This is a genomic window from Streptomyces sp. NPDC056452 (assembly GCF_042796085.1).
In the GTDB taxonomy this organism is placed as follows: Bacteria; Actinomycetota; Actinomycetes; order Streptomycetales; family Streptomycetaceae; genus Streptomyces.
In genome coordinates, this window is record NZ_JBHTRI010000007.1 from 1 (window position 1) to 19,288 (window position 19,288).

Sequence of the window (19,288 nt, forward strand, 5' to 3'; positions counted from 1 at the left end):
GGCCCGGAGCGAGTCGCTCCGGGCCGGGCCGTCGCCGTTGCCGCCCGGTTCCCGGTTCCTTGGAGGAGCCTCGTATGACGACTGCCGCCGCACCCGTAGAACCCTTCCGGTTCTTCGGCCTGACGGTCCTGCGGACCCGTCGGCTGAGCCCCTCCATGTGCCGGGTCACCTTCGGCGGTCCGGGGCTCGACGGCTTCGCCGCCGGGGGCCGGGACCAGAGCCTCTCGCTGTTCCTGCCGCACCCGGGCCAGAGCGAGCCCCTGGTGCCCGTCGACGGGCACGGCGAGTGGTTCACCGCGTGGCGTGCCCTCCCCGAGGACGTACGGGCGGTGATGCGCTCGTACACGGTGCGGGCACAGCGCCGTACCGATGACGGTTCGACCGAGGTCGACATCGACTTCGCGCTGCACGAGGACGGCGGGCCCGCCTGCCGCTGGGCGGCCGCGGCCGCACCGGGGCAGCTCCTCAAGGCGCTCGGTCCGGCCGTCGAGGACAACACAGCGGTCCGCTTCCGGCCGCCGCAGGACACCGACTGGGTGCTGATCTGGGCCGACGAGACGGCCCTGCCCGCCGCGTCGGCCGCCCTGGAGTGGCTGCCGGCCGGGACGAAGGCCAGGGTCTGGCTGGAGATCCCGCACGCCCAGGACCGCCAGGCCCTCCGCACGGCGGCCGATGCCCGCATCAGCTGGCTCGTACGGGCCGAGGGCGCGCCCTCGGCCGTGGAGGCCGTGCGTGCCGCCGAGCTGCCCGAGGGCACCCCGTACGTCTGGATCGCGGGCGAGTCCTCCGGCGTCCGGGCCCTGCGCCGCCATCTCGTGCAGGACCGGAAGTTCGACCGCAAGCGGGTGACGTTCGTCGGTTACTGGCGGCGCGGACTCAGCGAGGAAGAGCTGAGGGCGGAAGCGGCTTCCCAGGACGCGTAGCCCCGGTCGGTTTCCGCCGCACGGGTTCCTGACCCGCGTCCTGGGCGGGCGGTCGGACCGCCCGCCCAGGACCGCTAGCTCACTCCGTGCGCCAGGGGACCTGCGGCGACCGGTAGAAGTCGATCCCCAGCGCCGACAGCCGCGGACCCTGCGCCGCGAGGCGCACCTTGTAGGTGTCCCAGTCGTGCGTGGCCGCGGGTGACCACCCCAGTTCGGCGACCCCCGGAAGCCGCGGGAACGCCATCTGCTCGATGTCCGCGCTGTCGGTCAGGGTCTCGGTCCAGATCGGCGCCTCCACCCCGAGCACGGCCTCCTCGGGGACGCCCTCCAGATAGGCCGCCGGGTTCCAGTCGTAGGACCGCTGGACCTCGACGTAGCCGGCCCAGGCCAGACCGAGCTTCGTGTCCTTGGTGTACTTCATGTCCAGGTACGTACGGTCCGCCGGGGACAGCACCAGCTTCGTGCCGTTCTTCGCGGCGTCCGCCACCTGCTGCCGTTCGGCCGCGCCCGTCCGGTCGTAGCCCCAGTACTGGGCGACGGCGCCCTTCACCGGGACGGCTCCGGTCAGCTGGTGCCAGCCGACGACGGTCTTGCCGTACTTGGCGACGACGGCCTGCGCCTTCCCCATGAACGCCACATAGTCCTCATGGCTCGTGGAGTGCGCCTCGTCGCCGCCGATGTGGAGGTACCTGCCGGGCGTGAGAGCGGCCAGCTCGCGGATCACGTCGTCCACGAAGTCGTACGTCACCGCCTTGGGCACGCACAGCGAGCTGAAGCCGACCGAGGTGCCCGTGTAGAGCGGCGGGGCGACGCCGTCGCAGTTCAGCTCGGCGTAGGAGGCGAGTGCCGCGTTCGTGTGGCCGGGCATGTCGATCTCGGGGACGACCTCCAGGTAGCGGGAGGCCGCGTACCGGAGGATCTCCCTGTAGTCGCTCTTCGTGTAGTGGCCGCCGGGGCCGCCCCCGACCTCGGTGGAGCCGCCGTACTCGGCGAGCCGGGGCCAGGAGTCGATGGCGATGCGCCAGCCCTGGTCGTCGGAGAGGTGCAGGTGCAGCTTGTTGATCTTGTAGAGGGCGAGCTGGTCGATGTACCGCTTCACCTCGGCTACCGAGAAGAAGTGCCGTGACACGTCGAGCATCGCGCTGCGGTACGCATAGCGCGGGGAGTCCGTGAGCGTGCCGCCCGCGATCTCCCAGGGCCCCTTCTGCCGGCTGTCCTCCTCCACGGCGGCCGGGAGCAGCTGCCGCAGGGTCTGGACGCCGTGGAAGAGCCCTGCGGGGGCGCGTGCGGTGATGGTGACGGAGCCGCGGGAGGACTTCAGGCGGTAGCCCTCGGCGCCCAGGCCGCTGTCCCGGGAGCCGAGTTCGAGGCGTATGCCGTCGTGCCCGGCCCGTTCGGTGACCGGCAGCGCGTACCCGGTGGAGGGCCGCAGCGCGGCCGCCAGGTACTCACCGATGTGCCGGGCCTCGCGGGAGCGGCCGTCGACCCGTATGCGTGTGCCCGCCGTGATGGCGTACGCGGGTCCGCCCGGCTTCACCGATGCGGGGGCGGGCACGATCTCGCCGAGCGGCCGGGGTGACGCGGCCGGCGCCGGGCCGGCGCCGCCCGGGGCCGCTGCGACGCTGGAGATGCCGGCCGCCACGACGAGCAGCAGCGAGCCGAACAAGCGGGAAATCGTTCCGTGTTGTCTCACAAGCCGGTCCCTTTCGACGGGTTCACACCTGTGGATCTCCTGAGCAACCGAACGGTCACCATGCGTACCGCGCGCCACACGGACCGTCAAGGACTAGACCACTTCTCGTCGTCCGGCTGGCAGAATCTGCGGCATGGCGGAAATCATCCAGCGCGACGGCACCTGGACGTTCGACGGGGACACGGTGCGCATAGTGCCGGGCAGCAAGGCGCATCCGGTCCGGCAGGACCTGGGCGAACTCGCCATCCCCGTACAGGCGTTGGCAGGAGTCTCGTTCGAGCCCGACCGGAAGGGCGGCCGGCTGCGGCTGCGCCTGCGCACCGGCGCGTGCCCGGTGCTGCGGGCCGCGGACGGCAGGCTCAAGGACGCTTCCGACCCCTATCAGCTCACGGTGGAGAAGGACCGCACGGGCGTCGCGGAGTACTTCGTCGACGAGGTGCGCAACGCCCTGGTCATCGAGCAGGTGCCCGATACGCCCGCGGAGGGCTTCCTGCTGCCGGGCCCCTCACTGCCGGTCTCCGGCGGCGGCGGGGACGGCACGGCCTCCTTCGACGGGGAGACGGTGCGGCTCACCTGGAACTGGAAGGCCGCGGAGTCGAAGACCGCGGGCGGCCCGGTCACGTTCCCGGTGTCGGAGGTGACGGGCGTGCGCTGGCTGCCGGCGATCGGGCTGGAGAACGGCTGCCTGCGCTTCGAGAGGGGCCCGGGCAGCTCCTCGGCGCCGCCCAAGTTCGACCCGTACTCGCTGGAGCTGTGGGGGCTCTCCAGGAAGGAGTACTCGGCCGTCCTGGTCGCGGCGGCCGTCCTGACGCGGCTGCCCGGCCCCAGGACTGCGCCGGAGCTGCCGGCGGCGGACCTCACGAAGGCCGCCGCCCCACCCGCCGACGATCACGACGTACTCCTGCGCAGACTGCGCGAGCTCGGCGAGCTGCATCAGGCCGGGATCCTCACCGATGACGAGTTCAGCACCGCAAAACAAGCGGTTCTGAAGCGCCTCTGACCCGGCCGCCGACGTATTCCTGTGTGACGCTGCCCGATATCGGGCAGATTTCTTGCACATTGCGGCCGGGGCAAGCAATATCGACGGGTGCTCGAACGCCGCCCGTCGCATGACGACCTCATCGACCACCTCGTACGCTCCACCGCGCTCCAGCGCGGCGAGGCCGCCAGGGTGATCCTCGACGTGCTGGCGTACTTCGACGAGACGACCGAGGACTACGTCCGCCGCCGCCACCGCGAACTGCAGTCCGGCGGCCTGGTGAACACGGACATCTTCGAACGGATCGCGGCCGAGCTGCCTCACCGGGCGGTGGCGCCGCAGGAGCTCTCGCTCCGCCAGCTGCGCCGCATCGTCTACGGCTGAGCCGGACCGGCAGGGCCGGGCACACACCTTTGTACGTCGATGGAGGGGCAGAGACTCTATGTGCGGGATCGTCGGTTATATCGGAAAGCGTGACGTGGCTCCGCTGCTGCTGGAGGGCCTGCAGCGGCTGGAGTACCGGGGGTACGACTCCGCGGGCATCGTCATCACGGGCAAGGCCGCCGCGGGCAAGCCCGGCACCCTGAAGATGGTCAAGGCCAAGGGCCGGGTCCGCGAGCTGGAGGCCCGCGTACCCAAGCGGTTCGCCGGCACCACCGGTATCGCCCACACCCGCTGGGCCACCCACGGCGCCCCGAGCGACGAGAACGCGCACCCGCACCTGGACGCGGAGAACAAGGTCGCCGTCGTCCACAACGGCATCATCGACAACGCCTCCGAGATCCGCGCGAAGCTCGTCGCGGACGGCGTCGTCTTCCTCTCCGAGACCGACACCGAGGTCCTGGTCCACCTGATCGCCCGGGCACAGGCCTCCACCCTCGAGGAGAAGGTCCGCGAGGCGCTGAAGTCCGTCGAGGGCACGTACGGCATCGCCGTCCTGCACGCCGACTTCAACGACCGCATCGTCGTCGCCCGCAACGGCTCCCCCGTCGTGCTCGGCATCGGCGAGAAGGAGATGTTCGTCGCCTCGGACGTCGCCGCGCTCGTCGCCCACACCCGCCAGATCGTCACCCTGGACGACGGCGAGATGGCCACCCTCAAGGCCGACGACTTCCGTACGTACACGACGGAGGGCTCGACCACGACGGCCACGCCCACCACCGTGGAGTGGGAGGCCGAGTCGTACGACATGGGCGGCCACGACACGTACATGCACAAGGAGATCTCCGAGCAGGCCGACGCCGTGGACCGCGTGCTGCGCGGCCGGATCGACGACCGCTTCTCCACCGTGCACCTGGGCGGCCTGAACCTGGACGCCCGCGAGGCCCGCGGGGTCCGCCGGATCAAGATCCTCGGCTGCGGCACCTCGTACCACGCGGGCATGATCGGCGCCGGCCTCATCGAGGAGCTGGCCCGCATCCCCGCGGACGCCGAGCCCGCCTCCGAGTTCCGCTACCGCAACCCCGTCGTGGACCCCGACACGCTGTACGTCGCCGTCTCGCAGTCCGGTGAGACCTACGACGTGCTGGCCGCGGTCCAGGAGCTCAAGCGCAAGGGCGCACGCGTCCTCGGAGTGGTGAACGTCGTCGGCTCGGCGATCGCCCGTGAGGCCGACGGCGGCATGTACGTCCACGCGGGCCCGGAGGTCTGCGTCGTCTCCACCAAGTGCTTCACCAACACCGTCGTCGCCTTCGCGCTGCTCGCCCTGCACCTGGGCCGCATCCGCGACCTGTCGGTCTCCGACGGCAAGCGGATCATCGAGGGCCTGCGCAAGCTGCCCGAGCAGATCGGTCAGATCCTCGAGTCCGAGGAGGAGATCAAGAAGCTGGCCGAGGAGTACGCGGGCGCCCAGTCGATGATGTTCATCGGCCGTGTGCGGGGCTACCCCGTCGCGCTGGAGGCCTCCCTGAAGCTCAAGGAGATCTCGTACATCCACGCCGAGGCCTACCCCGCCTCGGAGCTGAAGCACGGCCCCCTCGCCCTCATCGAGCCGGCCCTCCCCACCGTCGCGATCGTCCCGGACGACGACCTGCTGGAGAAGAACCGCGCCGCGCTGGAGGAGATCAAGGCCCGCAGCGGCCGGATCCTCGCCGTCGCCCACCGCGAGCAGGAGAAGGCCGACCACACGATCATCGTCCCGAAGAACGAGAACGAGCTGGACCCGATCCTGATGGGCATCCCGCTGCAGCTGCTCGCGTACCACACGGCGCTGGCCATGGGCCGTGACATCGACAAGCCGCGCAACCTGGCGAAGTCCGTCACCGTCGAGTAGGACACCGTCGGGTCCGGCTCCCTCCGGGAGGGCCGCCCGTACGCACAGAGCGGCCCCCGCACCGCGCCACCAAGGGTGCGGGGGCCGCTCTCTCCCGTTGGACGGGGGCCGCCCGAGGCGCCCCGCCCGGCTGCTAGCCGGTGGCCGTCACGCCCCGGCCGGCAGCGCGCTTGGGTACCGCGGTCGGCCACTTGGCCAGCGCCGCCGTCGCCCCGTACCAGGCGGCGAGCCCGGCGACGGCGGCCACCCAGCCGCCGACCTTGCCGAGCCCGTCACTGCCGGCGAACTGCCCGACGCCCAGGAGCAGCAGCCCCAGGCAGAGCAGCCCGTAGGTTCCCTGGGTGAGCAGGCCTCCACCGGCCGCCCCCAGGGTCAGACTCAGCGCGAAGAGGGCCCAGAGCAGCAGGAAGAGTCCTGCCGCATGGTCCGAGACGGACGAACCGGCACCGGTGCCCCAGGTGAACCAGAAGGCGCCGAGGCCGGCGAAGGCCGTACCGGCGAAGGCGTTGCCCGCGCGGAACTCCAGGAGTCCCGCGACGAACAGCGCGATGCCGCCGACATAGAGCGCGAGCGACACGGCGTCGGCCGCGGTGACACCGTCGATGACCCCGGTGTGACCGATGCCGAACGCCAACAGAGTGAGACCCAGGGCGAGATGGCCGAGAGTGGTGGTACTGGCACTTCCCGCAGAGACGTCGTTGTCCACGGCGGGCTCCCTTCAACTGCCGTGCTGCTGCTACCTGATGAAGTACAGATACCCTTCACAAGCGCACAATCCACCTCTGCGCACGGGCGAATTCACCGCGCGCCGAATAAGATTGACGCTCAGTCAGGGGAAGCATCGGGAGCGGAGGAGCACTTCAGCCGCCCAGGGAGCGGAGCTGCGTTCCGGGAAGCGCCTCAGGGGATGACGATGACCGGGCGCTGGGCGCGCCGCGCGAGACGGCCGGCCACCGAGCCGAAGATCCGTCCCACGATGCCGTGCGTGGAGCCGACGACGATCGCGTCGGCCGAGTACTCCCGGCCGACCTCCTCCAGCTCGTGGCAGATGTCACCACCGCGCTCCACGAGCACCCACGGCACCTCGGCGAGGTAGTCCGCGCAGGCCAGCTCGAGCCCCAGGACCTCCGTGCGGTGGTCGGGCACGTCGACGAAGACGGGCGGCTCGCAGCCTGCCCAGACGGTGGTCGGCAGCCGATTGGCGACGTGGACGATGATCAGCCCGGATCCGAGCCTGTTCGCCATGCCGATGGCGTACGCGAGGGCTCGTTCGCTGGACGTGGAGCCGTCGAAACCGACCACGACTCCATGCCGGAAGGCCGGATCGCAGGAGGGGCGCGACTCGGGGACCGTCTGCGGTTCCGACCGTGGGTCGGCTACCTGCTTGCGGTCTGCGGGTTCAGGGATTTCGTGACCGGCCATCGGTGTCTCGGCGAAGAGAGTCCTCGTGAGGAGAGAGCGGTTCGGAGGTTCGTTTATGGATGAAGCTGTGTCCGGGAATCATCTTCCCAACCCCCTACCCCCAAGGGTACGGCGCCACTCCTTCACCGCCCAGAACCTCGCAAAGCGCTTGCGGCGATGGAGGGAGCATGCCCGAGCCGGCCCCGTATGGCAATGCCGGTTGTGTCGTACATCCAGCTCGCGCGGCGCGGAGGAGTTCCGACCCCCTGTTCCTTCCGGCCGCGACGGCCGGAACGACCGCAGACGGCCGGATGCGACGCACACCGCGCCGACCGGGCCGTCACGCCGTGCCACCGGGCGGCTCCGCCTCGTCCCCGTTCGGGGGGCAGAACGGCCCACGGGGGCCTCCGGGGCGCACGGAAGCTGGTGATGCATGAGGGGGTGCGCCGGTCGCATGACTTGAATCCGCGCACGCAACCACTACTTTTCAGCCAACTTCACATTGCCCTCACTTCCTTGGCGTTTTGGCCGACCAACCCACGTGCCAGCAGGCAGGAATAGACCGCGCGGTACGCTTTGACCCAACGGGGACGGGCCATGATCGCTATGCGCACTTCCCTGAGGGGCTCGTGAGTGAAACGCTTCGTGATCGAATGCTTCGGGCCAAGTTGCCTTGTCGACATAGTGCCGGTGGGGAAACGTGTCACGTCGGCACCGCGGAACGCAGTAGATTCGATCATGAGTGTCGAGGACTGGGGACGCGTGCGAGACCGAGGGGAAACGTGCAGGAGCGACAGGCCCGTAGGGACCAGGGAGACGCGAACACCGAGGGGGGCTTAGCGTCATGAGCCAGGACTCCGCCGCCGCAACGGAGGCCGCACGGAAGCTGACCGGGCGGCGACGCCGGGAAGTTGTAGCCGTACTGCTTTTCAGTGGTGGCCCTATCTTCGAGAGCTCGATCCCGCTCTCCGTCTTCGGAATCGACCGGCAGGACGCGGGCGTTCCGCGCTACCGCCTGCTGGTCTGCGGGGGCGAGGAGGGACCGCTGCGCACCACGGGCGGGCTCGAACTCAGCGCGCCGTACGGCCTGGAGGCGATCAGCAGGGCAGGCACCGTCGTGGTGCCCGCCTGGCGGTCCATCACATCGCCGCCGCCCGCCGAGGCGTTGGACGCGCTGCGGCGCGCCCACGAGGAGGGCGCACGCATCGTCGGACTGTGCACGGGGGCCTTCGTCCTCGCCGCAGCCGGCCTGCTGGACGGCCGCCCGGCCACCACACACTGGATGTACGCACCGACGCTGGCCAAGCGCTATCCGTCGGTGCACGTCGATCCGCGTGAGCTGTTCGTCGACGACGGAGATGTGCTCACCTCCGCCGGAACGGCGGCCGGAATCGATCTATGCCTTCACATAGTCCGTACCGACCATGGCACAGAAGCAGCCGGGGCCCTGGCCCGTCGGCTCGTCGTACCGCCGCGGCGCAGTGGCGGTCAGGAGCGCTATCTCGACAGGTCTTTACCTGAAGAGATCGGCTCCGACCCGCTCGCCGAGGTCGTGGCCTGGGCGCTGGAGCATCTCCACGAGCAGTTCGACGTGGAGACGCTGGCCGCGCGTGCCTACATGAGCAGGCGGACCTTCGACCGCAGGTTCCGTTCGCTCACGGGCAGCGCACCGCTCCAGTGGCTCATCACCCAGCGCGTGCTGCAGGCGCAGCGGCTGCTCGAGACCTCCGACTACTCGGTCGACGAGGTTGCGGGCCGCTGCGGCTTCCGCTCGCCGGTTGCGCTGCGCGGGCACTTCCGCCGCCAGCTGGGCTCCTCCCCCGCCGCGTACCGGGCCGCCTACCGGGCCCGTCGTCCGCAGGGCGGGGCGCTGGAGAGCGTCGCCACGGTGCTGGAGACGTCCGTGCCCGCCCAGGGCTCGGCACCGGGCCGGCGGACCGCTGCGGCGGCCTCCCCCGGCCCGTCTCCCGTCACCGCGGCTGCGACCTCCGGCGGTCCCGCGGAGCAGCTGAAACCGGGACCCGAGTCCTACGTTCCGGGGCGCCCGACCCTGCCGGGGCAGCGGAGTGCCCCGTAGGGTGGGTCCATGAACGATCGCATGGTGTGGATCGACTGCGAGATGACCGGGCTCTCGCTGACGGACGACGCACTCATCGAGGTGGCCGCACTGGTCACCGACTCGGAACTGAACGTGCTCGGCGAAGGGGTCGACATCGTGATCCGCCCGCCGGACGCGGCCCTGGAGACCATGCCCGAGGTGGTGCGGCAGATGCACACCACCTCGGGCCTCCTCGACGAGCTCGCCGGGGGCACGACCCTGGCGGACGCCGAGGAGCGTGTCCTCGCCTACGTACGCGAACATGTGAAGGAGCCCGGCAAGGCCCCGCTGTGCGGGAATTCGGTCGGCACCGACCGCGGCTTCCTGTCGCGGGACATGCCGTCACTGGAGGGATACCTCCACTACCGGATCGTCGATGTGTCCTCGGTCAAGGAACTGGCACGCCGCTGGTACCCGAGGGCGTACTTCAACAGTCCGGACAAGAACGGCAACCACCGGGCACTTGCGGACATCCGTGATTCGATCACGGAGCTCCGCTACTACCGGGACGCGGTCTTCGTCCCGCAGCCCGGCCCGGACTCGGCGCACGCCAAGGAGATCGCGGCGCGCCACGCACTGCCCGCCGGGCAGTAGGAAAACGCCCCTGGTCACGGGCCCTGCGGGGCCCGTGATCCGGTCCGGAAGAACTCGGGCGCGAGCACCCTCCCGGACCCTGTACACTTTTTCTCGGCCGGTCGGAAACGACCGGACGACATGGTGGGTATAGCTCAGCTGGCAGAGCACCTGGTTGTGGTCCAGGATGTCGCGGGTTCAAGTCCCGTTACTCACCCTGATTGATCAAGGGCCGGTCTGTGAAAACAGACCGGCCCTTCTTCATGCCCGCGCGGCCTCCGGCCCGCCGGGCCTCCTCCCGACCGGGAGTGACCGTCCGCACAGGACCGGTCACGCCCGACCCCGGGCGTACGGAGTCACAGCCACCGGTCGGTCCGGGTTCCGTACGGCGCGGCCGGACGAGAGAATCCCGGCATGGCGATCACTGCTCGTGCCCTCAACCGCTCCACGCTCGCCCGGCAGTTGCTGCTCGGCCGCGAGTCGCTCGACGTCGTCGACGCGGTGCGCAGGGTCGTCGCCCTGCAGGCACAGCACCCCGCCTCGCCGTACCTCGCGCTGTGGAACCGGATCGACGGCTTCGACCCGGCCGGACTGGACGCCGCCGTGGACGGCTTCCGGGCGGTGAAGTCGACGTTGATGCGGATCACTCTGCACATGGTCCCGGCGGAGGACTACCGGGCCTTCCGCGAGGCCATGGAGCCGACGCTGCGCGCCTCCAGGCTCGGCTCCCGCTTCACGGCGTCCGGGCTCACCCTCGACGACGCCGACGCCCTGGTCCCGGATCTGCTGAAGTACGCCGACCGGCCCCGGACCTCCGCCGAGATCCGGGGGTGGCTCGATGAGCGGGTGGGCGCGCCGAGGGAGCCGGTGACCTGGCGGCTGCTGCGGCAGTACGCGCCGCTGTGGCACGCGCCCGTCGGAGGGCCCTGGGCGTTCGGTACCCAGCAGTCGTTCGTCGCGGCAGCAGGCACGCAGCCGGTGCTGAGCGGTCCTGACGCTGCCGCCCAGGGTCTGCAGACCCTGATCCGCCGCTACCTGGAGGGCTTCGGGCCGGCGTCGGTGGCGGACATGGCGCAGTTCGCGCTGGTCCAGCGGGCCCGGGTCAGGGCGGCGGTGCTGGCGCTCGCCGACGAGCTCGAACAGCTGGAGGGCCCCGACGGCACGGTGATGTACGACATCCCCGGTGCTCCACGGCCGGCCGAGGACACTCCGGCCCCACCCCGGCTGATGGCGATGTGGGACAGCATCCTGCTGGCGTACGCCGACCGCGGCCGCGTCGTCCCGCCCGCATACCGCAAGCATGTGACGCGCGTGAACGGAGACGTGCTGCCCACCCTGCTGGTCGACGGCTACGTCGCCGGAGTCTGGCGTCCCGTGGACGGAGGGATCGAGGCCGGCGCCTTCCATCCCCTCCCCCGCCATGTCTGGCAGGGGCTCGCGGCGGAGGCCGAGTCGCTCACGACGCTCCTCGCCGATCGCGACCCCAGGGTCTACAGCCGATACGGCCACTGGTGGACCAAGGGCCTGCCGGCCGCCGAAACCCGCCTGCTCCCCGGCCCCTGAGCCGATCTGCTCCGCTCCGACCGATGCGCCGGACGCCGCGTTTCCGACCGCAGGACCGGAATGGGGAGTACTCATGCGCAGAAGCTCGGGCTTCGGGTCGGGTATGACCTGCCAATGACGACTCCCGAAATCGGGCTACATGGGGCGGTGCTGGGGGTCGGGCGGGGTGCGGGTGGCCAGTCGGGAGAGGAGAAGCACGAGGGCGAGCGCGACGAGACCGGCGCAGAACCAGAACACGTTTCGGAATCCCGCCTGTGCGGCGACCACTCCGGTGATGGCCCCGGCCAGCAGTTGGGCCACCGGAAACGTGGACGAGTGGAGCGCGGATGCGGTGCCGGCTCCCCCGGGCACCTCTTGCTGCACCACCACCATCGGGATGCTCATCAGCACCGCGATCCACACGGCGTTCGGCAACTGCAGGGCGATCAGGACCGGCGTCGAGCCGGCCACCGGCAGCACGCAGAAGAACATGACGGCGACGACCAGGGCGGCGGCCACGAGGCGCATCTTCCCGATGCGGTCGGCCAGGCGGCCCACCGCGATCATCAGAGGAATCTCGAAGGCCGCGCAGGTCCCGGCCATCAGCCCGACCAGAGCCGCTGACAGGTGCAGCTCCCTGGTGACGTACAGGGCAATGTTGATCAGGTAAATCTGATTCGCCACGTTGACCGCCGTGACCGATCCGAGCAGCAGCCAGGTGCGGCGCGGCACGGTGGCACAGACGCGGCGCAGCCCGGACGAGCTGCCATCCGCGTGGTCCTTGTACTTCGGCCCGGGCGGCGAAGGCAGGGCGGGGAGGAACCAGCGGCCGAGCAGCGCGGTCAGCAGGAGCATGACCGCGGCGCCCGCGTAGATGAGCCCGAATCCGATCTGTGTCAGCAGAAAGAATCCGACCGGCGGCCCGATGACCCACCCGGCGGAGAAGACCGACCGCACTGCGGAACTGAACGGAGTCACTTCCCTGCCGGTGGAATCGGCGAACTCCTTGACGTACGCGAACAGCTGGGAAATATACGCGTCATTCAGACTGAGGAGCACGGCCCCCGTAGCGAATACCACCGCATAGTTCCGGACCTCGACGAAAATCAACGCACCGGCGACCCCGGCCAATGCGGTCGCGGCGAGTGCGACCCTTCTGTCGGCCAGTCGGTCGGACAACCATCCTGCGGCCAGGTTGATGGCGATTGCAGCCACGGCGCAGCCTGTGAAGTACAAGCCGATGAGTTCCGGCCCCACACGAACAGCATCGGCGAGGAACAAGCTGGTCGTCGTGCCCAGCACCGCCATGGTGACGGCGTAGCAACCAGCGGCGATGCCCAGCGACATCGCCGTCCGGCCGGACAGGGGCGACGCGGGTGAACCATCCGTCACGCGAGGGCGAGCGAAATGCGCGAACTTCATCATGCTCCCTGGGTACGTGCGACTCACCAGGGGCATGCGTTCTGCCGCGGGTACTTCTGAAGGGGTGTGACGAAACCTCTCGCATTCGCCACGGCCGCAAACGTAAATCGTTCCGACACGGGATGGGCAGCGCCTTTCACGCCGTATCACGCGGAGCCTGTATCTGCCCATTTGCGCCCTTACCGAAATCTGTCGGCCGACGCCTCGTGAGGGAGTCAACGCAGTTCAGGGCATCGCACCTGAAGTCATCTTTCACGTATGAAGAAGGATGGCCTCGCGCGTGAGTGGCCGGTTGTCGCCGTTACTGACGGGATCTCCTTCGCCGGGTCGCGTGCACCGGGTCGCGTGCACCGGGTCGTGGAAACCACGGGAGGCCGGCCACTGCCGCGACTGCCGCACCGACTCGGCCCGGGCCGCCTGACTCACGCACCACGTGCGAGCCCTCCGTACTGCCGCTACTCGAGAGGGAGTTCGACGACACCGCGCTGCGGGCGTTCCCGCTCGCAGATTCAGGAAGTCCTCGCGAAACCCCCTTGCTCAATGGTCAAGAATCGTTGACCATTGCTCGCATGCCTACCGATGACCTCCCCGAGACGTTTCACGTCACCACTGACGAGCAGCTGCGTGCCGTCTCCAACCTCACGCGCCACCGGATCATGGCCGCGCTCCGCTTCGAGCCCGCGACGATCACGCAGATCGCCGAGCGCGTGGGCCTTGCGAAGGGGAGTTCCAGCTATCACATCCGGCTGCTGGAGCGGGCCGGCCTGGTGAAGGTGGTACGGACGCGGAAGGTGCGGGGGGTCACCGAGCGGTACTACGCGATGGCCGCGCGGTCGATCGCGCTGCCGGATCCGGGCGAGGGAGGGCCGGACATGCTGATGCGCCATGCGGTGGCGGACCTGGAGGCGTCGCAGGCGGATGAGCGGCACGTTCGGATGGCCCATCTGCGGCTCACCGAGGAGCAGTTCGCGCAGCTGGGGGCGCGGCTGGATGCGTTGGCGGACGAGTACCAGAAGCTGTCCGATCCGTCGCTGCCTGACGCGTCACTCGTCTTCGCGCTCTTCCACCCGGCACCGCGCAATCAGGAAGAGGGGGGCGCCAAGTGACGTCAGACGTGCGGAAGTTGCCGACCGGGTTCGGACGGCTGTGGACTGCGCAGACGGTTTCCTCGCTCGGTGACGGGGTGTCGCACGCGGCGCTGCCGCTGCTCGCGTTGACGTTGACGCGGGATCCGATGGCGCTCGCCGTCGTCACGGCCGCCGGGACGCTGCCGTGGCTGCTCTTCGGGGTGCTCGGCGGTGCGCTGGTGGACCGCTGGGACCGCCGGCGCACGATGTGGGTCGTGGACGCGGCGCGTGCGGCGCTGCTCGTGATACCGGCGGCAGCGGCCGCCCTCGACGTGCTGAGCATCCCGCTGCTCGCGGCCGTCGCCTTCGTGCTCGGCCTCGGCGGACTCTTCTTCGACACGGCCGCCACGGCCTACCTGCCGGATCTGCTCGGCCGCGACCCCGAACTCCTCGAGCGCGCCAACTCTCGCTTGCGCGGGGCCCAGACCGCCATGTCGGGCTTCGCGGGGCCGCCTGCGGGCAGTGCGCTGCTCGCGCTCGGGCGGGCCGTTCCGCTGCTCGCCGACGCGGTGTCGTTCCTGCTCTCCGCACTGCTCGTACGTACGCTGCCCGCCATGCCCCGGCCCGTGCCGGAGGTCCGCGAGTCGCTGCTCCGGCAGGCGCGGGCCGGGGCCTCGTACATCTTCCGGGACCGGTTGCTGCTCGGGCTCGCGCTCCGCCCGGCGGTCGGGAACGTCGCGTTCCTCGCCGTGGAGACCGTCCTGGCCCTCTTCGCGCACGAACGCCTCGGCATCGACACCTACGGCTTCGGCCTGCTCCTCACGGCGGAGGCCACCGGCGGCCTCCTCGGTGCGGGCATCGCCTCCTACCTCGGCCGACGGCTCGGCACCGGTACCGCGCTGACCTCCACGGCCGCAGTCGAAGGGCTTGCCGCCCTGGGCCTTGCCGCTGCCCCGAACCCGTACGTGGCCGGGCTGGCGCTCGCCGTCTGCGGGGCCGGTATGGGTGCCACGATGGTGCTCGCGCCCTCCCTCCGGCAGTCGATCGTCCCGGCCCACCTCATGGGCCGGGTCGCCTCCACCTCCCGCATGCTGGCCATGTGCGCCGCCCCCATCGGGGCCTTCCTCGGCGGCTGGCTGGCCACCACGTACGACATCCGCACCCCGCTCTACGCCGCCGCCGGCCTCCTTCTGGCGATGACGGCCGTCACGGCATCCATGACCAGCAACCGCCGGGTCGAAGCGGCGCTGCGTGCCGCGGCCCCGGCCGACGCCCCGGATCACCCGGCATCCAAGGAACCCGCCCAGGAGAGCGCACGGGACTTCACGTGACGCCTGCCGCGAAGGCGTCACGACACCTCGGGGCGCAACGAGTGCCCAGGCCACGGGCCGATCGCGCGCCTGCCCACGCGTGAGACAGGCCACAGCGCACTCCGCACCGCATGGAAGTGCGACTCCCGGGCATTCGACACAACGGTCCTGCCGCGCTCTCCCCCGACGCGGCAGGGCCGCCCCCGCAAGCGGGGACCCGGCGGGTCAGGACGACTCCCGCACCACCAGTTCCGTGGGCAGCACGATCCTCGGCCGTTCCTCCGTGCGTTCCTCCGTGCGGTTCGCGATCTCCTGGAGCAGGACCCGGGTCATCGTGCGGCCCATTTCCTCTATCGGCTGGCGGACGCTCGTCAGCGGGGGGTCCATGTGGCGGGCCACGGCGGAGTCGTCGAAGCCGATCAGGGCCACGTCGTCCGGGATGCGGCGACCGGACTCGCGCAGGACCTGGCGGGCGCCTGCCGCCATCACGTCGGAGGCGGCGAAGACCGCGTCCACGTCCGGGCGGCGGGCCAGGAGTTCCCGCATGGCGCGGGCGCCGCCCTCCTCGGTGAAGTCCGCGGGGGCGATGAGCCGCTCGTCGGGGTCGAGGCCCGCGGCGGCGATGGCCTTGCGGTAGCCGTCGAGGCGGCGCTGCGCGCCGTACACGTCGAGGCGTCCGGTGATGGTGGCGATGGCGGTGCGGCCTCGCGATATGAAGTGGTCGACCGCCGCGCGTGCGCCTTCGAAGTTGTCGGAGTCGACCGAGGGCAGCGGCTCCGCGGCGTGCCTGCGGCCGCTGATCACGGAGGGCATGCCGAGCTGTTCGAGGAGCTCCGGCAGCGGGTCGTCGGCGTGGACGGCGATCAGCAGGACGCCGTCGACCCGGTGGGCGGTCAGGTACTGGGCCAGCCGGCGGCGCTCGCGGTCGTTGCCCGCCAGGGTCAGCAGCAGCTGCATCTCCGTGTCGGCGAGGGCCTCACCCACCCCTCGTACGATGTCGGAGAAGTACGGCTCGGCGAAGAACCGGGTCTCGGACTCGGGTACGACGAGGGCGATGGCGTCCGTCCGGTTCCCGGCGAGCGCTCTGGCCGCCCGGTTCGGTACGTAGCCCAGCTCGGCGACGGCCGCCTCGACCGCCTCCCTGGTCTGCGCACTGACCCGTGGCGAGCCGTTGATGACGCGTGAGGCCGTGCCCCGCCCCACTCCGGCCCGTGCCGCTACTTCTTCGAGCGTGGGCCGCCCGCCACTCCGTACTCGCGCTGCCGCCATGGCTGCCTCCCGTTCGCGGTCAATTTCTCACAGCCGGATAGCCAAACCAAGTCCTGCTGTCCGATCCCTTGACACTCGTCCGGACCGACAGGCCCATCGGGAGCGCCACACCTTCTGGGAGCGCTCCCAAGCCTACGGGGTCCCTGTGACGAACATGTAAGGCGGGCACAAAAAAGCGAGACCCGGCGCTCGGCCGGGTCTCGCTGTTCGCGCAGGTCAGACGGTGCTGTCGGCCGGGGGCAGGCCGTGGCGGCGGATCACGTCCCCGTACCAGTGGGCACTCGCCTTGGGAATGCGGTCCTGAGACGCGTAGTCGACGTACACCGCGCCGAATCGCTTCGAATAGCCGTACGCCCACTCGAAGTTGTCCATCAGCGACCACAGGAAGTAGCCGCCGACGTCCGCTCCGTCGGCGATCGCCCGCTGTACGGCGTCGAGGTGGCCGTGCAGGTACGCGATCCGCTGGGGGTCCTCGACCGTGCCCTCTGGCGAGACCTGGTCGTCGAACGCGGCACCGTTCTCGGTGACCATCAGCGGGAGGCCGGGGTGCTCGCGGTGGGTGTCCATGAGGAGGTTGTAGAGCCCGTCGGGGTCGATCGACCAGTCCATCGCGGTGCGCTCCTTCCCCTCGGCGAGGTGGAAGGCGACGCCTTCGGAACCGGGCCACGGGGAGTGGTCGCTGGCGCCGTGGGCGTCGCTGCGCGCGTAGGCGGCACCGTCCACGGGAGTGGAGACCAGGGTCGGCGTGTAGTAGTTGATGCCGAGGGCGTCGACCGGGCGGGAAATGGTGGCGAGGTCGCCGTCGTGGACCAGCTTCGACCAGTCCACCAGGTGCGAGGTGTCGGCGATCAGGTCCTCGGGGTACTCGCCGCGCAGCATCGGGCCGGTGAAGACGCGGTTGCCGACGGCGTCGATCCGGCGGGCGGCGTCGGCGTCGGCCGCGCTGTCGGTCAGCGGGCGGACCTGGTGCAGATTGAGGGTGACCGAGGCCTGCGCAGCAGCGGGGAGTTGGGCGCGCAGGACCTCGATCGCCCGGCCATGGGCGAGGTTGAGGTGATGGGCCGCCTGCAGCGCGGCTGCGGGCTCGGTGCGGCCGGGGGCGTGCACTCCGGATCCGTAGCCGAGGAAGGCCGAGCACCACGGCTCGTTGAGGGTGGTCCACATGCCGACGCGGTCGCCGAGGGCGCCGGAGACGATGGCGGCGTAGTCGGCGAAGCGCTCGGCGGTGGCGCGCTCGGGCCAGCCGCCGGCGTCCTCGAGCTCCTGGGGGAGGTCCCAGTGGTACAGGGTGGCGACGGGCGCGATACCGGCGTCCAGCAGTTCGTCGACGAGCTTGCGGTAGAAGTCCAGACCGCGCTCGACGGCGGGGCCGCGGCCGGTGGGCTGGACCCGGGACCAGGAGACCGAGAAGCGGTACGCCTTCAGCCCGAGCCGCTTCATCAGCGCGACGTCGTCGCGGTAGCGGTGGTAGTGGTCGGCCGCGACGTCGCCGGTGTCACCGTTGTAGATCTTGCCGGGGGTGTGGCTGAAGGTGTCCCAGATGGACGGCGTGCGGCCGCCCTCGGCGGCGGCACCCTCGACCTGGTAGGACGCGGTGGCCGCGCCCCAGATGAAGCCCGTGGGGAAGTTCGTTGCCTCGGGCGCCTGCTTCGGGGTGATGTCGGGTCGTACTGCAGTCATGCGGGAGCGCTCCCAAGAGTGGACGAACAGGGACAGGGATGGGGGGCCGAGGGCCCGTACGGCCTGTGGTCAGGTACAGGCCGTACGGGACGACCGGGGTGGAGCGGAGCGGGCCGGGAAGTCAGCCCTTGACGGCGCCGGACATGATTCCCCCGACGATCTGCTTGCCGAAGATCACGAAGACGACGAGCAGAGGCAGGGTGCTGATCAGCGCACCCGCCATGACGATGCTCTGATCGGGGACGTAGGACGCGCTCAGCAGACCGAGTGCGACCTGGAGCGTGGGGGTCTGATCGTTCAGTGCCAGGTAGGGCCAGAAGAAGTCGTTCCAGGCCTGTACGAAGGTGAGCATGCCGAGAACCATCATGGCCGGTCGGGCGACCGGGAGCACGATGCTCCACACGACGCGGAGGTTGTTCGCCCCGTCCACCTTGCCCGCTTCGATGAGCTCGTACGGCAGCGCCTCGATCAGGTACTGACGCATGAAGAACACGCCGAACGCGCTCACCAGGGTCGGGAAGATGACCGATTCCAGCTGTCCGCCCCAGCCGATGTCGGACATCAACATGAACAGGGGGACGACGCTGAGCTGCGGGGGGATCGTCAGCGTGACGATGACCATCGTCATCAGCATGTTGCGGCCCTTGAAGCGCATCTTGGCGAAGGCGTACCCGGCCAGGGTGCAGAAGAACAGCGTCGCGAGGGTGATGCTGCTGGACACGATGAACGTGTTCAGGATGGCCTTGCCGAGGCTGGCCTGCTCCCAGGCCGCTTCGAGGTTGTTGAACAGGTTGCCGCCCGGGAGGAGCGGCGGGGTGGTGTCGAGCACCTCCTGCTGGGTACGGGACGCGGCGACCAGCGTCCAGTACAGCGGGAACAGCGAGCCGAGCCCGACGACGACGAGGGCGAAGTAGGCGAAGGGGCCCGCGTGGTGCTGGCGACCCGCTCCGGGCTTGAACCGGCGGCGGCGCGGAGGCTCGTGACGGACCGCGGCCTTCGAGACGCGGCGGTGGTCCGGAGCGGTGATGGGGCTGGTGGTGGTCATGGGTATCGCTCCCC

Annotated in this window: 16 protein-coding genes and 1 tRNA gene; 10 read left to right on the forward strand and 7 right to left on the reverse strand. The window is 70.2% G+C overall.

The features are described 5' to 3' along the window. Positions 1 to 74: 74 nt before the first annotated feature. Positions 75 to 923, forward strand: coding sequence for a siderophore-interacting protein (locus ACFQ6X_RS09010; RefSeq protein ID WP_383178192.1), 849 nt, complete (start codon positions 75 to 77; stop codon positions 921 to 923). Between the two features lie 79 nt (positions 924 to 1,002). Here the strand turns inward: ACFQ6X_RS09010 and ACFQ6X_RS09015 are convergent, their stop codons facing one another. Continuing rightward, positions 1,003 to 2,598, reverse strand: coding sequence for a beta-N-acetylhexosaminidase (locus ACFQ6X_RS09015; RefSeq protein WP_383178808.1), 1,596 nt, complete (start codon positions 2,596 to 2,598; stop codon positions 1,003 to 1,005). Between the two features lie 151 nt (positions 2,599 to 2,749). On the opposite strand from ACFQ6X_RS09015, the gene ACFQ6X_RS09020 reads away from it, so the two are divergent. From ACFQ6X_RS09020 to glmS, 3 genes are all read left to right on the forward strand, one after another. Beyond that, positions 2,750 to 3,616: a DUF4429 domain-containing protein gene (locus ACFQ6X_RS09020; protein ID WP_383178195.1), complete on the forward strand. Its 867-nt coding sequence runs from the start codon at positions 2,750 to 2,752 to the stop codon at positions 3,614 to 3,616. An 87-nt stretch (positions 3,617 to 3,703) separates the two neighbouring features. Then, the gene (locus ACFQ6X_RS09025; protein ID WP_329210835.1) at positions 3,704 to 3,979 is read left to right on the forward strand and encodes a hypothetical protein; all 276 of its coding nucleotides are present in this window, start codon (positions 3,704 to 3,706) and stop codon (positions 3,977 to 3,979) included. A gap of 58 nt (positions 3,980 to 4,037) precedes the next feature. Beyond that, positions 4,038 to 5,867: a glutamine--fructose-6-phosphate transaminase (isomerizing) gene (gene glmS, locus ACFQ6X_RS09030; RefSeq protein ID WP_383178198.1), complete on the forward strand. Its 1,830-nt coding sequence runs from the start codon at positions 4,038 to 4,040 to the stop codon at positions 5,865 to 5,867. Positions 5,868 to 6,000: 133 nt separating this feature from the next. Here the strand turns inward: glmS and ACFQ6X_RS09035 are convergent, their stop codons facing one another. Both ACFQ6X_RS09035 and ACFQ6X_RS09040 read right to left on the reverse strand, forming a co-directional pair. Further along, complete coding sequence (locus ACFQ6X_RS09035; protein ID WP_383178201.1) at positions 6,001 to 6,573, reverse strand: acetate uptake transporter; 573 nt, start codon at positions 6,571 to 6,573, stop codon at positions 6,001 to 6,003. Between the two features lie 194 nt (positions 6,574 to 6,767). Further along, positions 6,768 to 7,289, reverse strand: coding sequence for a universal stress protein (locus ACFQ6X_RS09040; protein ID WP_329215334.1), 522 nt, complete (start codon positions 7,287 to 7,289; stop codon positions 6,768 to 6,770). Between the two features lie 823 nt (positions 7,290 to 8,112). Here ACFQ6X_RS09040 and ACFQ6X_RS09045 point away from each other — a divergent pair. The 4 genes from ACFQ6X_RS09045 (at position 8,113) to ACFQ6X_RS09060 (ending at position 11,502) form a co-directional block, all read left to right on the forward strand. Then, positions 8,113 to 9,345, forward strand: coding sequence for a helix-turn-helix domain-containing protein (locus ACFQ6X_RS09045; protein ID WP_383178204.1), 1,233 nt, complete (start codon positions 8,113 to 8,115; stop codon positions 9,343 to 9,345). Between the two features lie 9 nt (positions 9,346 to 9,354). Next, entirely contained in the window at positions 9,355 to 9,960 is a 606-nt protein-coding gene (gene orn / locus ACFQ6X_RS09050; RefSeq protein WP_383178207.1) for an oligoribonuclease, read from the forward strand. A 123-nt stretch (positions 9,961 to 10,083) separates the two neighbouring features. After that, positions 10,084 to 10,156: transfer RNA gene (locus ACFQ6X_RS09055), tRNA-His, on the forward strand. A gap of 197 nt (positions 10,157 to 10,353) precedes the next feature. Beyond that, complete coding sequence (locus ACFQ6X_RS09060; protein ID WP_383178210.1) at positions 10,354 to 11,502, forward strand: winged helix DNA-binding domain-containing protein; 1,149 nt, start codon at positions 10,354 to 10,356, stop codon at positions 11,500 to 11,502. A 135-nt stretch (positions 11,503 to 11,637) separates the two neighbouring features. On the opposite strand, the gene ACFQ6X_RS09065 is transcribed toward ACFQ6X_RS09060, so the two are convergent. Continuing rightward, positions 11,638 to 12,906, reverse strand: a complete 1,269-nt coding sequence (locus ACFQ6X_RS09065; RefSeq protein WP_383178213.1) for a sugar efflux transporter — start codon at positions 12,904 to 12,906, stop codon at positions 11,638 to 11,640. 566 nt (positions 12,907 to 13,472) lie between these two features. Here ACFQ6X_RS09065 and ACFQ6X_RS09070 point away from each other — a divergent pair. Then, entirely contained in the window at positions 13,473 to 14,009 is a 537-nt protein-coding gene (locus ACFQ6X_RS09070) for an ArsR/SmtB family transcription factor (protein ID WP_383178216.1), read from the forward strand. Then, entirely contained in the window at positions 14,006 to 15,301 is a 1,296-nt protein-coding gene (locus ACFQ6X_RS09075) for an MFS transporter (protein WP_383178219.1), read from the forward strand. The genes ACFQ6X_RS09070 and ACFQ6X_RS09075 overlap by 4 nt, the downstream gene beginning before the upstream one ends. Positions 15,302 to 15,505: 204 nt before the next feature. Here the strand turns inward: ACFQ6X_RS09075 and ACFQ6X_RS09080 are convergent, their stop codons facing one another. The 3 genes from ACFQ6X_RS09080 to ACFQ6X_RS09090 form a co-directional block, all read right to left on the reverse strand. Beyond that, positions 15,506 to 16,549, reverse strand: a complete 1,044-nt coding sequence (locus ACFQ6X_RS09080; RefSeq protein WP_383178222.1) for a LacI family DNA-binding transcriptional regulator — start codon at positions 16,547 to 16,549, stop codon at positions 15,506 to 15,508. Positions 16,550 to 16,765: 216 nt separating this feature from the next. Further along, complete coding sequence (locus ACFQ6X_RS09085; protein ID WP_383178225.1) at positions 16,766 to 18,229, reverse strand: GH1 family beta-glucosidase; 1,464 nt, start codon at positions 18,227 to 18,229, stop codon at positions 16,766 to 16,768. Positions 18,230 to 18,350: 121 nt separating this feature from the next. Continuing rightward, on the reverse strand, positions 18,351 to 19,274 hold the full coding sequence (locus ACFQ6X_RS09090) for a carbohydrate ABC transporter permease (RefSeq protein WP_383178228.1): 924 nt from the start codon (positions 19,272 to 19,274) through the stop codon (positions 18,351 to 18,353). Positions 19,275 to 19,288 lie beyond the last annotated feature (14 nt).